Here is a 13,476-nt window from a genome sequence, read left to right as displayed (position 1 = left end):
CCAGACCACCAGCCGCGGACCGGCGGACTCCGCCCACACCCACACCATCAGGTGACACCAAAACCAGTTAAACAGTCACGAACCGCCCTCTGAAACCGTGACCGCCGGAAGGCTGAGCGCCGCAGCTTCGCCAGCCAGTTTGGCACTGTGCGCATCTCGCCCAAGCGAGCCTCTGGAGGCCTCTTTTCGATAGCCAGGAGTGCGGCCTGGGCAGCGCTCACAGAGCGGCCAAATCAGCACAGGCCAAATTCGATTCAATGGTCAAGCGGCATGGAAACCTTTCAATTACATAGTGAAACTAAAGCATTGCATTGCAATGCTTCAACCCTGGCCGCTGGCCCCATGGGTTGCGCTGCCTCGAGGGGCGACCCATGGCCAGGCATACGCACCCAAGAGGGAGGGCCACGAGTGAGAACCTGCAGGTCAGGGCCGGTTAGTTCGGCTGCCGGGGCTCCGACTTACCCCTGTGCGCCCCCCCTGCCCTGCTGTTGGTGGGGTGGTGGTGGGCGGGCGCGCGTGGCGGTTCGGGGACGCTGCGCTGTGCCTTCTTCCTTCTGGCCTGCGGCCGGGTGGCCTGGCGGGCCTGGCGGGCCTGGCGGCCTGGCGGGCCGTGGCGGGGGCTCTGCGGCCCTGGCAGCGTCCCAGGGGCCCTGCCGCCCGGGACGCGCCCGCCCGGCCCGCCAGGCCCGACAAGGTGCCCCAGCCCCTCTACCGCGTTCACCGTCCGCCGGAAAACTACGAACGCCGCCCGCGACCCCACACACGACCCCACCAACCACCCGCCCGGCTGGCCTCCTCCACCACGTCACCCAGATTCCGCTGCACCTGGGCTTCGCGGTGCCGGTCGCGGAGCTCCCGGAAGATGGTGGCGGCCTGGGTGTGGGTGTCGATGGCGTCCTGGAACCTGCGCACCGCCTGCAGGGCGAGGCCGAGGTTGTTCAACGCCCTGCCTTCGCCGTGCCGGTCGCCGAGCTCCCGGCAGATGGCCAGGTCCCGGGTGTGGGCGTCGATGGCCTCCTCGAACCTGCGCACCTCCCGCAGGGCGAGGCCGAGGTTGTTCAACGCCTGACCTTCGCCGTGCCGGTCACTGAGCTCCCGGTAGATGTCGGCGGCTTGGGTGTGGGCGTCGATGGCGTCCTCGAACCTGCGCACCTCCTGCAGGGCGAGGCCGAGGTTGTTCAACGCCTGACCTTCGCCGTGCCGGTCGCCGAGGTCGCGGCAGATGGCCAGGTCCCGGGTGTGGGCGTCGATGGCCTCCTCGAACCTGCGCACCTCCCGCAGGGCGTTGCCGAGGTTGTTCAACGCTGTGCCTTCGCGATGCTTGTCGCCGAGGTCGCGGTAGATGTCGGCGGTTTGGGTGTGGGCGTCGATGGCGTCCTCGAACCTGCGCACCTGCCGTAGGGCGAGGCCGAGGTTGTTCAACGCCTGACCTTCGCCGTGGCGGTCGCCGAGGTCGCGGTAGATGTCGGCGGTTTGGGTGTGGGCGTCGATGGCGTCCTCGAACCTGCGCACCTGCCGCAGGGCGAGGCCGAGGTTGTTCAGCGCCGTGCCTTCGCTGCGGCGGTCGCCGAGCTCCCGGCAGATGGTCAGGTCCCGTGTGTGGGTGTCGATGGCGTCCTCGAACCTGCGCACCTCCTGCAGGGCGAGGCCGAGGTTGTTCAACGCCGTGCCTTCGCCGTGCCGGTCGCCGAGCTCCCGGTAGATGTCGGCGGCCTGGGTGTGGGCGTCGATGGCGTCCTCGAACCTGCGCACCTGCCGCAGGGCGTTGCCGAGGTTGTTCAACGCCCTGCCTTCGCCGCGGCGGTCGCCGAGCTCCCGGGTGGTGGTGAGGGCGTGTTCGGTGGTGGTGAGGGCGTCGTCGAAGTGCCGGCGCAGTATCAGGAACTGCTGGAGGCGGAGGGCCAGGGCGACGGTGGCGTGGGGGCGCCGGCCGATGGTAGCTACGAGGGTGGGGTGTTCGGCGTCGAGCCAGGCCAGGGCTTGGCCGCGGGTGTCGAAATGTGCGGGGGCGGGGTCTCCGGGCAGCCAGCGGAGGTGGTCGTCGGCGGCGTCCACCAGCTCGGTGTAGTGGCGTAGGAGCCGGTCGAGGGCGTCCTGGGTGTTCTCGGTGGTGAGTTCGGTGGTGTAGAGGCGGATGAGGTCGTGCATGCGCCAGCGGCCGGAGCCGACGGGCTGCTCGGTGAGGAGGCCCGCGCTTGCGATGGTGGCGAGGGTACGGCGGGTGTCGCGAACGGGCCGGTCGGCGAGGGCGGCGACGGCGTCGGTCGATACGTCGGGGCCCTCGCACAGGCCCAGCAGCCCAAAGACCCGGGCCGTCTCTGGGGCGAGGCGGCGGTGGGAGAGGTCGAAGGCCGCGCGCACCGCCAGCGACTGCCCGCCGGCGTCGACGAACTGGAGGGCGTCCAGGGCGCCGGCCAGGTCGTCGGCGAGGGTGGCGATCGGCAGCCCGGGATCGGACACCAGCAGGGCGGCGGCGATCTGCAGCGCCAGCGGCAGCCGCCCGCAGTGCGCCACCACCTTCGCCAACGCCCCGGGCTCGGCCTCGCAGCGTCCGTCGCCGGGCAGGACGAGGGCGACAGCACCTTGGATGAGCTCCGCCGCAGCCTCGGGGGTCAGTTCGTCGAGGCGCAGGATCCTGGCCCGGAGGGTGGGGGAGGTGAGGGTGTCGCGGGAGGTGACGAGCAGCCGGTGGGCGCGCTGTGCGGGGACGAGGTGGGTGAGCTGGGCGGGGGTGGAGGCGTCGTCGGCCAGGACCAGGACCGCGCCGGCGTCCTTGGCACGGCGGGCGAGTTCCGACTGGTACAGCCCCGCCAGCTCCTCTATCTCGCCGGGGAGGTCCTCGTCGCGGATCCCGAGCTGGCGCAGCAGGATGCCGAGGGCGCGCTCCACACTCACCGCGCCGGCGGGATCGTAGCCGCGCAGGGTCACGTACAGGACGCCGCCGGGGAACATGCCCCGTTCGGCTGCGGCGTGGGCGGTGTGCAGGGCGAGGGCGGTCTTCCCGATCCCGGCCAGGCCGGCGACGGCCGACACCACCACCGTCGGTGCTGATCCGGCCGACGCCTGCGATGGCGGTGCCGGGCTGAGGGCGCCCAGAAGTTCGTTGACCTTCGTCTGCCGCCCGACGAGGCTCTCCGGTCCGGCGGGAAGGGCGGCCAAGGCCTGCGGCAGGGGCGAGCGCGGCTGCGTGACGTTGGTGATGTACTGGTCGTGGCCGGCCTGGTTGATCTGGGCGTGGTCGGAGGCGGTGGCGTGCTGTTCGACGTGTTCGGGCGCGTTGTCGTCCGCGGTCATGGCTTGGGCTGCTCGGTGTGCTGGTCGCCTGCGACTTGGTCGACCTGGCCGTCGCCTGTTGCGGTGGCGTCCTGGTGGACGGTCACCGGTCCGCCGGGGTTCGCGGGAGTGGCTGGGGCAGCGGTTGTGGGGCTGTTCTGGTTGCCGCCGGTCTGGTTGGTCCGGCCACGGCCGGTGGCCTTGGCCTTCTGTGTGACTTTTCGGGCCGGCGGCGTGGGAGCCGGGACCGGAGCCGGGGGTGCCGGGGGAGCCGCCACCGTGGTGGGGGCAGCCGTCTGGCCGGCCCACCAGCCGACGGCTGCGGCCACTGCCGTCGCCCCGACGGTGGCGAACGCGGTCGCCACCACCCACCGGTCCGCCTCCGCCTTCGGCAGCCAGCCGAACGACACCGACCTGGCCACCCACAGACACACCACGAACGCCACGACCGCCGAAACGACGGTCACCACCCAACGAACCGGACGAGACATCCCGACCCCTCCCTCGACCCCGCCGCTTCAGACCCCCCGAAACGACAGCGCGCGAACCCTACCCCTTGATCACACACAGTCTCCAAGACGACACGCCGGGCACTGCCGGGGAACCGGTCCTAGTGTCCTGCGCCGGAGATCCGTCGTTAGATCTTGCATGAGTGATTCTTCGGATGCGCCGGTGCGTCGTCGCGGTCCCGCGTTGGAGCCCTTGTTGTTGTCCGGCGAGGAGCGGGAGGTGCTGACGCGATGGGCCCGGCGGGCGACATCCGCCCAGGCGCTCGCGTTACGGGCCCGGATCGTGCTGGCCTGCGACGGTCCGGGTGTTCCGTCGATCGTCGGTGTGGCAAGGGAGTTGGGCATCACCGCGGACACGGCCCGCAAGTGGCGGCGGCGCTTCCTCGCCGAGCGGCTCGACGGGTTGGTGGACGAGCCGCGTCCAGGCCGGCCTCCGAGCATCGCGGTGAACGAGGCCGAAGCGGTGGTGGCGGCGACACTGGAGGAGATCCCGAAGAATGCGACGCACTGGTCGCGGAGCTCGATGGCGGCCCGCAGCGGCCTGTCGAAGTCCACGGTGGGACGGATCTGGCGGAAGTTCCAGCTCAAGCCCCACCTGGCCGACACATTCAAGCTCTCCGCCGACCCGTTCTTCATCGAGAAGGTCCACGACGTGGTCGGGCTCTACTTCGACCCGCCCGAGGGGGCCGTGGTGCTGTCGGTCGACGAGAAGTCGCAGATCCAGGCCTTGAACCGGTCCCAGCCGGTGCTGCCCATGATGCCCGGCATGCCAGAGCGCCGGACCCACGACTACGTGCGCAACGGCCTGACCACGCTCTTCGCCGCGTTCGACACCGGCAGCGGGAAGGTCATCACCTCCCTGCACCGCCGGCACCGCGCGGCGGAGTTCAGGAAGTTCCTCGTCAAGATTGACCAGGAGGTCCCCGACGGTCTCGACATCCACCTCATCTGCGACAACTACGGAACCCACAAGACCCCGGCGATCCGCACCTGGCTGGCCCAACACCCCAGGTTCCACATGCACTTCACCCCGACCGGGTCATCATGGATCAACCAGGTCGAGCGCTGGTTCGGCTTCCTCACCGACCAGATGATCCGCCGCGGATCCCACAAGAACGTCCAGGCCCTCGAACGCGACATCCGCAACTGGATCAAGAACTGGAACGAGGACCCCACACCGTTCACCTGGACCAAGACCGCCGACGAGATCCTCGACTCCCTCGCCCGATTCTGCCGACGGATCTCCAGCGCAGGACACTAGCGTGCCCTCTTTGGATGATGCCGAGAACTTCGACGGCGGGAAACAGGTTGATGGCCGCAAACGGTACATCGTGCTGGATGACAGGCTGGCCAGCTCAGTGCCTGGGAAACACATGACAGTCGCGTTTGCCCACTGCACGGCATGGCACGATGCGTGGGTGGAGAACAAAGAACGTGCAGAGGGCCTGTCTGAGCTCGGCGACCTGCTCATGTCGCTGTCGAACAGGCCCGCCGTCTCCGTGCGGTACGGCCGATTCCCGGCCGGGACGACCCCTGATCACGGGCGGGGGTCTCTTGCCGGCCACGTGCACGCCCTCGTCGCCGACCTTCACCCGATGTGGGAGCGACACCTTGCCAGCGGGGCCGTTCCTCCGAGCGCTTCGCAGGTCGAGGCTCGCCTGGAGCCGCTCACCGCCAACGTGGCGATCGAACTGATGACCACGCTCGCCGCCGACGACCTCGTAAGGCCCAGCTCGAAACTCATGAACCGTGAGATCGCCCAACACACTGTGACGCGCATTGTGAAGTGGCTCGGGTCCGGCGCGACGTGGTGGACCAACCGGCAAGGTAGTTCCTGGGATCCCGTCACCGCCTGCACTTTCGACGGCGTGGTTGCCGGAAGTGACGGTGAGTACTTCGCGATCCTGATCCAGTTCGGAGAGGACTGAGCCAGTATGTGTAGCAAGCTGACCGGCAACAGCATCCGCATCGCGGCGGCCGGAATTCGTGCCGATCGGTCGTAACGGAACTTGATGCCGGGGTGACGCATCGACCGTCGGCGTGAAAGCCTCTCGGCATTTCTGAGCTGCGGGAGGATGCCGATCGTCCGGTCAGGTTGCTGGGCTTCTGGGGAACGCCCGACGACCGGACGCTGCCGAACCCTGCTGCTCTCGTCGATGCTGCGTGGGACGAGACGGAGCGGCAGTGGCTCCCGGACTACCAGGATCACGCGCAGGTCGCCGGCTCCTGGATGGGTGCATCGAGCTGCAGGTTCTGTGCGCGGGTCAACGGGTCCCGTGATCTCACCGACGGTTACTACCCCTGGCCGGAAGGGCCCGGCCATTACGTCCTTGCCCATGGCGTCAGACTGCCGGCCGAGTTTTTCGACCACATCGAGCAGCGACTGCAGACTCTGGAAGAGCTTGCGAGGGACGGCACGTGGTGGCGCCAGAACGCCGCCAGGACGTGAGACCCGACGCGCCGACGAGTCCGTGATGTCCGATAGCCCTGACGGGTGCGGCGACCACTACCGGCGGGGGTGGATGGACGGTGTCGCTGCGGTCGAGGCGTGGCTCGTCACCGAGGCTGAGTGGGAACGGACTGAGGCGGAGCAGGGGACATCCCCGTTCCGCCGGCCGCGCCCTCACTCACCGCCGCCCAGGCCGAGGAGGCCGAGCAGCGCGCCGGGGCGCCCTCGCCAAGGCCCTCGCCCGGTTCGCGGCTCCGGCCGAGCAGCCGGTGCCCCCGGAGGGCGGCGGGGAGCCGGCCTCTAACCAGAGCACTGCCGCAGACACGAGGCCGGCTGGGTTGGCAGTAGCCATACTGTGGCGTTGTGCAGGCGCAGAGCGCCAGAGCACAGTCGATCCACGGGTGCGCCCGAGTACGCCAGTACCATCAGCATCAATACGCCATCTACTGGCTCTGCTGCCAGCCAGCGCAGGACTACAGCTCTGTAGGTGGGGCCATTGCCCGCCCGCGTTGCTGCGTGCGACCGCCCGCGTTGTGTTCCGCGCGCACGGATCCTGGGACAGGCCTGGGCCGGATATCGGGCAGGGCCGAGTCGGCGGCAACTGGTACCCGAGTCTGAGATTCGGCCGATGACGTGGGGAAGCCAGGCCATTGCGGGGCGTCGGAGAAGGCCATGACGCCGGGGGCCGGGCCGGCACTATGCGACGACCCGGGCAGCATGTCGAGAACACCTGAGTTGTCGACGCGGGTCGCACGGCTGTACCAGTGCAGGGCATCGTCGATGTTGCCTGTTCTCTGTTCGACCAAGGCGGCCGCCCGTAGGCAAGCCTCCACACTCCCGATGTCGGCGGCGTGCCCGTACCAGGTGATCGCTTCATCAGTTCGACCGCTCTCCCGGAGCAATTCGGCGACCTCTGTGAAGGCGGCCTTGTGCCCAGTGGCCGCACGGACCTTGAGCCAGCTGAGAGCTTCCTCGAAACGGTCAAGGTCGCAGAGCATCCATGCGCCTTCCCGCAGTCCCCCGCTGTTGCCAGCGTTGGCAACCTGACGGTAGCGGGTGAACGCCTCCTGGATGCGCCCTGCCCGTCGCAGTAGCGAGGCGGCGATCTGTGCGGAATCACCGTTTCCGGTGTCCGCAGCCTGCTCGTACCAGCCCAGTGCCCGCTCCTGCTGCCCTTCCCGGTAAAGGATCACGGCTGCTTTCCGCATCGCCCCCACATCTCCCAGAGATGCCGTCCACTCGTACAGATCCAATGCTTCCTCGGTCTGGCCGCCCTCGTACAGGAGCTGTGCTGCGCTGCGCGCGGCCGCCAGGTCGCCGCCTTCGGCGGCCTGGCGGTACCAGTACACAGCCTGGTCGCGGAAGCCGACCTCGCGAAGCATGTCGCCGGCGCTTCGGAAAGCCTCCACGGCCCCTGCATCCGCTGCCTTCTCGTACCACGACAAGGCCCGATCTGTGTGTCCGAGCCGCCTGAGCAGAAAAGCCCCCTCGAGGAGCGCTTCGCGCTGACCCTCCACCGCGCGGGCCCGCAACCAGCGCAGCGCCTCCCCATTGCGCCCTGCGCGTCGCATCTGGGCGGCTGCGGGATGCAGTGCCGCTCGTTGGCCCCCTTCGGCAGCCCGCCGATACCAGGGCAGGGAGCTGCCGGGCGGGCCACTGCTGTTCAGATACTGGGCGAGGACCAGCGCGGCCCGGCTGTCACCGTGTTCGGCTTGGCGCCGCAGCCATGCAACGGCGGCCGCGCGTCCCTCGGCCTTGTGCATGAGGTCAGCCGCAGGACGGACGGCATCGGCGCAGCCGGCTTCCGCAGCCCGTCTGTACCAGCGAGCCACCTGCGCGGAGCGCTTGGTCTGATCCAGTAGTGCGGCAACTGTGTGCAGCGCGTAGGCGTCACCGCCCAGCGCAGCCTCCTGCGACTGTACGAGGATCTCCTCCGAGTGCTGTGCAGAGGTAACCTGCCGGTGATCGCATAGGAACGCCGCGATATGACCCTGCGGACTGTGGTGCAGAGCCAGCTGCAGTCGTGGGTCATGGAGGGCTGCCGTCGCCACCGCGCTGTCCTCGAAAACTGCGGGCACTATCACTGGCTGCGCAGTGAGCAAGTACATCCACTCACCGGCGGGCAGCCGCGGGGCCTGTTCCAGAATGGTCCACGTGTCCGTATCCAGGCATGCCATCACCAGCAGCGGACTGTGCGCAGGAGAGTGCACTGCTTCCGCGATCTCTGCAACAACCGGCAGCCAAAGTGCGGTGTCGGGGCCGCTCAACCACTGCCGCAGCAGATCGCCCAGCCACAGCACCGTGCGGGGCCCGCTCGCTGTCACTGCTGCAGCCACTGACTCAGGTCCTAGGGAGCAGTCCGGCTGCCAGAGCGTCCAGCCCGCAGGCAGTGTCTGCAGTGCCTCCCAGCATGCGCGGGTACGCCCCGAGCGTTGCTCGCCGACGACGAGCGCGATTTCGCTGTTCCCTTCGGCTGCGCGACGGGCGATGGCCCGGAGCGTACGGTCGTGAGCCCGCTCCACATACACCGGCAGGCGGGGCAGTGACGGGTCGTCGTCGCCTCGCGGCCCAACGATCGCGGGACGGACCCCCACGGCGAGGGCCGTCATCCTGTCCAGTGGTATCTCCCGCGGCGCTGCCCGCGCGGCCGCCACCCACAGGGCCCGGGCGCGCGCTGCAGTCTCGGCGCGGTCTACCCCGGCCAGCCGTGCCAGGGCGACGGAGATACTGACTGCGTCGCCCTGTTGGGCAGGCAGCGTGTCCGAGGCCAGGCAACGGCTGATGCTGTCGCGCTCCGGGGCTCCCGGCAGTGACGGGTCGGAGCGGATCAGCTGCGCCAAGGCGTCCAGGGAGGGAGCGCCGGCTTCAAGGTAGAGGGAGTAGAGCAGGTCCTTCAGTTCTCCGAGTGGGCCGGGTACGGGCCGTGGCGGGCGGATGCGCCGCGGTCGTCGTACCCGCTGAGGGACGTCGTCGGGGAACCCCGCAAGGGCTGGCCGGATCACGCCCTGCGTCTGCCGTGCAGGTGCTTCGGAGTTAGCCCGCCGCCATGCCTCACGCCACTCCGTGGCAGTCACATCGCGTGAGGGCGACTGAGGGTAGCCCGCCATGAGGGTCATGTAGCTGACGAATGCCTCGCATGAGGGCATACGGGTTCCGTTGAGAATTGTGGCGAGGGTACTGCGGGAGAGGGCAAGGCCAGCCCCTGCCGCTCGCTGCGACAGATCGCGCAGCGAGGGGCTTCCGCACAGTACCCGTACCTCAGCCATTGCTTGTGCCAGATCTGTCGGTGTAAGTAAGGCGCCGGGAAGCCGCCGTCTCATTGCGGGCTCCGCCGCTCGGGGGACCAGCGTCGGTGCTCCGCTTGCCCGAGTCCACAAATCCCGCGCGCGTTCCAACTGCCCGGGCCGGCCACCGCAGGCGAGCACGTAACTGTGCACCACGGCCCAACGTGGGGTGCCGCGACCGCTGTCCGCGCGGGAGAAGGTCGCAGCAGAGGCCCCCGTGGACAGTGAACCCATCTGCCGGTAGGTCAGCCCGGCCTCGGCTCGCAGCGACTGTAGGAAGCGCGCCAGGTCCTCCTCCTGCCCGCCTTTGCCGGCGGTGTCGTGCTGGCGGCGGCTCACCACGACCAATTCCTCGGATGATCGGCCCGGTGCGGACCAACTGGCAGGGGTTCGGTCCTGCCGCTGTCCGGCAGGCGGCGGCAATGCTGTGCCGCTTGCAGATTTGATGCAATCCGTCCAGGCGACTGAACAGTCCGCCGACTGTCCCAAACGGTCATACCGCCAGCTCTGACCTGTACGTTCGCCGTGATCGGGTTGAGTGGCTCGTATCGTTTCGTCCAACACAGCTCATCGCGGCTGGCTGCAACAGACTCCGGTGATGCCAGAGTTGTATGTATGCCGCCGTACGACATCGGCCCGCTTGGCCGGTTGTTCCTACCTGGACCACACCCGGCCGGGCGCTGGTTGCTACGGTTGCTGAGCATGGCTACCTCCGGGTATCCCGGGTCTACGGACCCGATGGTCCACCCGGGGGACTGCTTGAGGTGAGAAGAGGGACACCACCCGGCCTTTGCCCGCAAAAGCCTGACCGGATGGCGCCCCTACCGAACCGCGAGCACCAGGTCCGGCCTCTTACCTAGAGGCCGGACCCTCGTGCCAGCAAGGTGGTCGCCACCGCTGCGAAACCCGTGATGAGTGCCGCGAGAATGACAGCCCTCTCGGGCGTCAGCCAACGAGACTTCTTGACAGGCCGCACACGATTCGGGCCGGCACTCCTCGTAGGAGGCCGGCCATTTCTACGGCGTCGGCGGGACAACATCGACTCCTCGGGAACGAAGACAACGGCAACCAAGCGGAAGCCGAAGCGAGATGACGTAACGCACGCCAAATCGATCGGGGGGTTCCTGAGGTGCCGAAGTGTCCATCGGCGCATTCAGCAGCCTAGACCGCACCGCAGTGACTCAAGCCCTCTCGCTAGCCGATGAAACAGTTACTCTCCGTAATCTGTGCTGATCAGATCAGATGGATCGGCAGGACGTGCTGTAGCTGGCCAGCCAAACGCTACTGCGCCCGCCAGGTACGCCACCCACACGCCACCCACGCGGTGCGTCGGCGCGCCCCGCACCGCGCCCCATGCACGCCCCCTACCGCCTGGCACTGCTCCGCGAACCGAGTTCTGGCCCGCCGTCGGCCTGTACATCACCCTCACCCCCGACACGTTCGCCGCTGACCTGCCCCCCGCCCGCCGGCCCGGCCCGGCGGCCCGGGACAGTGGCCAGCCACACAGTCCTGTCCCGGTCGTTGCCGCCAGCGGTCGAGGAACGCCCCCGGGCCGCGCCGGCCCCACCCGCCGGCCGGAAGCACCTGGGCCGGCCTGCCGATCCGCGTCCCGCGCCGCTAAACCCTTCCCACCCGCCAGAACCAGCGCCCCGCCCACCGCCGCTGAGGTGATGGGGGCGGCCGTGGTCCCGGAGGCGTCTTGATTCCTGCGGGGCCAGCGGTCTCAGCGGGCGATCTGGACTGTGATCGGCTCGTCGGGGCAGGCGGCGGTGAGGCGTTGCAGGGTGTCCTTCTCGCGGGGGTCGACGCTCAGGTGCCAGCGGGTCTTGATGGCGGTCCAGTCGGCGAGGTAGGTGCAGCGGTACCCGGTGTTCGTCGGCAGCCAGTCCGCCGGGTCCTTGTCCGCTTTCGACCTGTTGGACTTCGCGGTGACGGCGATCAGCGCGCGCGGCTCGTCGAGGTCGTTGGCGTAGGCCTGACGCTCGCCAGCTGTCCATTCCGCCGCTCCGGAGTCCCAGGCCTCGGCGAGGGGGACCATGTGGTCGACGTCGAGGCCGGTGGCGTCGGTGACGGTCACCGCGTCGTAGGGGGAGTACCACTGGCCGCCCGTCAGGGAGCAGCGCGGGCCGACCTCGGGGGCCTGGACGGCTTCGTCGAGGATGACTTCGCGTCGGGTGTCGCAGCCGTCGTGGTCGGCGTCGATCCAGTGCCGGAAGGCGGTGCGGAGGTAGCCGGTGCGGTCCTCGTCGGCGACGGGCAGTTCGTCGACGGCCGCCCGGAGGCTGGTGGTGACCGTGTCGCCCGCGGCCCGGTGGGCGGGGTGTGCAGGGGTGACGCCGGCGGCGGGTACGGAGATCGCCGCGCTGAGCAGCACGGTGGCCGCGGTGAGTACGACGGCGTGCGTGGGGGTGATGCGCATATGGTGGGCCGCTTTCTGGAGATCCGTCACTTGCGGATCTTCCTAGCGGTCCAGCGCCCGGACGGGACAGTCGAACCGGGCAGCGTTCACCCGGGAGGGGAAGTAGTCGTACAGGAAACGGCGCTGCGGGACCCGCCGGGCCGCCGGCCGCCAGCGCCCGCGTGTGCTGAGGGCGGCCGCACCCCGGCAGGAGGCGCCACCCTCGTGGGCGGCCGCGCGGCAATCGCGGCACTGCCCGGTCCCTGTTCCACGCTGGAGCTACGACGCCAGGGGAAGATCCGGCTACCGGCTGCTCACGAGTTGGTGACCGGACTCGGCGCCTGTCATCGGGCCGTGTTGGCGCTGCGGATCCACCGGGCGAGCGCCTCGACGACGTCCTGGTCGAGCTTCGCGGTACGGCGCAGCGCATCGACGTCGCCGACGGCCAGGTCGACCCCGGTGTCCGCGAGGGTGTCGGCGAGCAGCATCCAGTTGCCGGCGTTCACCGGCACCTGCAGCGTGTCGTGCACCGACGCCGTGATCGGCGCCCATCCGGAGGACGGCCGGCGCGCAGACGGCTGAGGGAACGGGAGGCCAGGACCGCGGCGGGCCCAGGCGACGCGAGGATCCGGTGGCCAGGCCTCGGTGGTGGGCAGGTTCACACCCGGGGAAACCGGCAGCAGCGACCCGGGGTGCGGTCACCGGCGCGCTTTCACCCGCACGGCTCAGCCCGCTGTCCGGCTACGCCCCGGCGAGGGGCCGGAGTCATTGCGCGGTCGACCCGCGCGAGAGTATGTGCACCGGTAGGCGGTGGCCGGCGGGCGCCACGACCCACCGCCCGCAGCTCGCAGGCCGGATGCCGGCGCCCGGCGGGCGCGCCGGAGTCCGGGCGCCGCGGCACCCCCTACGATCACCGCTGTGACGAACGACCTGCGGGACGACCTCCGCGCGCTGCCGCCGACGCGTGCCGAGCTGAAGCGCGCCTGGCGCCGGGCGGGAGCACGCTGGAGCTCCGACCCCGAGGACAGCGACGCCTACACCGCGTTCATCCACGCCGGGACCGCGCTCTACCGTCACCAGGCGCCCACCACGCCTGCGGGTACCGCACAGAACACACCGGCGGCTCCCCTCGGCGCACCGCACGCAGCCCGGCCGCGCCCGGAGCCTCTCGACCTGCTGCCGCGCAGCCGGCAACGCCGGCTGCCCTGAGGTCGTGCGCGGCCGGCCGTGTTCTTCCCATCTCCCGGGCGCAGTGGTACCGGCCCGGGGTCGGCGGCCCGGCGCCCGCCCTCCGGTACGGCGCCCCCTCCTCCCGGATCGCACCCGGACGGGACCTGCCATCAGCCCGTCAACTCTCGAGGCCGACCAGCCCGTTCGCTCCGCCGGTGCGACGTCACCCGCTGGATCCGAACTGTGGGGACACCCAAGGGTCCGCTATATCCGATGATTCGATACTTTGTCCGAGATATACCAATCCGTCCGCCCCGGTGCTTCCGAACCCAGGGCATGACAGTCAACCGCGGCGCACGAGGAGCACGGTCCGGTCCGACGGCACGGCCCACC

At 69.6% G+C, this 13,476-nt stretch carries 9 protein-coding genes; 4 read left to right on the top strand and 5 right to left on the bottom strand.

Annotated elements, in window-relative coordinates:
* Positions 1–735: 735 nt before the first annotated feature.
* Both ACFUK0_RS36610 and ACFUK0_RS36605 read right to left on the bottom strand, forming a co-directional pair.
* Entirely contained in the window at positions 736–3,294 is a 2,559-nt protein-coding gene (locus tag ACFUK0_RS36610) for a tetratricopeptide repeat protein (protein ID WP_380257717.1), read from the bottom strand.
* The gene (locus tag ACFUK0_RS36605; RefSeq protein ID WP_380257715.1) at positions 3,291–3,764 is read right to left on the bottom strand and encodes a hypothetical protein; all 474 of its coding nucleotides are present in this window, start codon (positions 3,762–3,764) and stop codon (positions 3,291–3,293) included. Before ACFUK0_RS36605 ends, ACFUK0_RS36610 begins: the two co-directional genes overlap by 4 nt.
* Before the next feature lie 157 nt (positions 3,765–3,921).
* On the opposite strand from ACFUK0_RS36605, the gene ACFUK0_RS36600 reads away from it, so the two are divergent.
* The 3 genes from ACFUK0_RS36600 (at position 3,922) to ACFUK0_RS36590 (ending at position 6,231) form a co-directional block, all read left to right on the top strand.
* Positions 3,922–5,043 (top strand): IS630 family transposase, encoded by a 1,122-nt coding sequence (locus ACFUK0_RS36600; protein WP_380257713.1) that lies wholly within the window; start codon positions 3,922–3,924, stop codon positions 5,041–5,043.
* 10 nt (positions 5,044–5,053) lie between these two features.
* Positions 5,054–5,710 carry a hypothetical protein gene (locus ACFUK0_RS36595; protein ID WP_380257711.1) on the top strand — a complete coding sequence of 219 codons (657 nt, stop codon included), beginning with the start codon at positions 5,054–5,056 and terminating at the stop codon, positions 5,708–5,710.
* 167 nt (positions 5,711–5,877) lie between these two features.
* Positions 5,878–6,231 (top strand): hypothetical protein, encoded by a 354-nt coding sequence (locus ACFUK0_RS36590; RefSeq protein ID WP_380257709.1) that lies wholly within the window; start codon positions 5,878–5,880, stop codon positions 6,229–6,231.
* Between the two features lie 473 nt (positions 6,232–6,704).
* Here ACFUK0_RS36590 and ACFUK0_RS36585 read toward each other — a convergent pair whose 3' ends face one another.
* The 3 genes from ACFUK0_RS36585 to ACFUK0_RS36575 form a co-directional block, all read right to left on the bottom strand.
* A complete protein-coding gene (locus tag ACFUK0_RS36585) occupies positions 6,705–9,071 on the bottom strand; it encodes a hypothetical protein (protein ID WP_380257707.1) in 2,367 nt (788 codons plus the stop codon).
* A gap of 2,167 nt (positions 9,072–11,238) precedes the next feature.
* On the bottom strand, positions 11,239–11,934 hold the full coding sequence (locus ACFUK0_RS36580; protein WP_380257719.1) for an HNH endonuclease family protein: 696 nt from the start codon (positions 11,932–11,934) through the stop codon (positions 11,239–11,241).
* Positions 11,935–12,257: 323 nt separating this feature from the next.
* The gene (locus ACFUK0_RS36575; RefSeq protein ID WP_380257705.1) at positions 12,258–12,443 is read right to left on the bottom strand and encodes a hypothetical protein; all 186 of its coding nucleotides are present in this window, start codon (positions 12,441–12,443) and stop codon (positions 12,258–12,260) included.
* Between the two features lie 388 nt (positions 12,444–12,831).
* On the opposite strand from ACFUK0_RS36575, the gene ACFUK0_RS36570 reads away from it, so the two are divergent.
* The gene (locus ACFUK0_RS36570) at positions 12,832–13,122 is read left to right on the top strand and encodes a hypothetical protein (protein ID WP_380257703.1); all 291 of its coding nucleotides are present in this window, start codon (positions 12,832–12,834) and stop codon (positions 13,120–13,122) included.
* The last annotated feature ends 354 nt before the right edge of the window (positions 13,123–13,476 follow it).

The sequence above is a fragment of the Kitasatospora sp. NPDC057223 genome, from assembly GCF_042669755.1.
Classification (GTDB): domain Bacteria; phylum Actinomycetota; class Actinomycetes; order Streptomycetales; family Streptomycetaceae; genus Kitasatospora.
The sequence above is the reverse complement of the archived record's forward strand: the minus strand, read 5'-3'. Positions and strand labels throughout refer to the sequence as shown.

Bases quoted from the DNA above. Each gene is read 5' to 3' on its own strand.
- ACFUK0_RS36610 (WP_380257717.1), bottom strand. From the start codon at position 3,294: ATGACCGCGGACGACAACGCGCCCGAACACGTCGAACAGCACGCCACC.
- ACFUK0_RS36605 (WP_380257715.1), bottom strand. From the start codon at position 3,764: ATGTCTCGTCCGGTTCGTTGGGTGGTGACCGTCGTTTCGGCGGTCGTG.
- ACFUK0_RS36600 (WP_380257713.1), top strand. From the start codon at position 3,922: ATGAGTGATTCTTCGGATGCGCCGGTGCGTCGTCGCGGTCCCGCGTTG.
- ACFUK0_RS36580 (WP_380257719.1), bottom strand. From the start codon at position 11,934: ATGCGCATCACCCCCACGCACGCCGTCGTACTCACCGCGGCCACCGTG.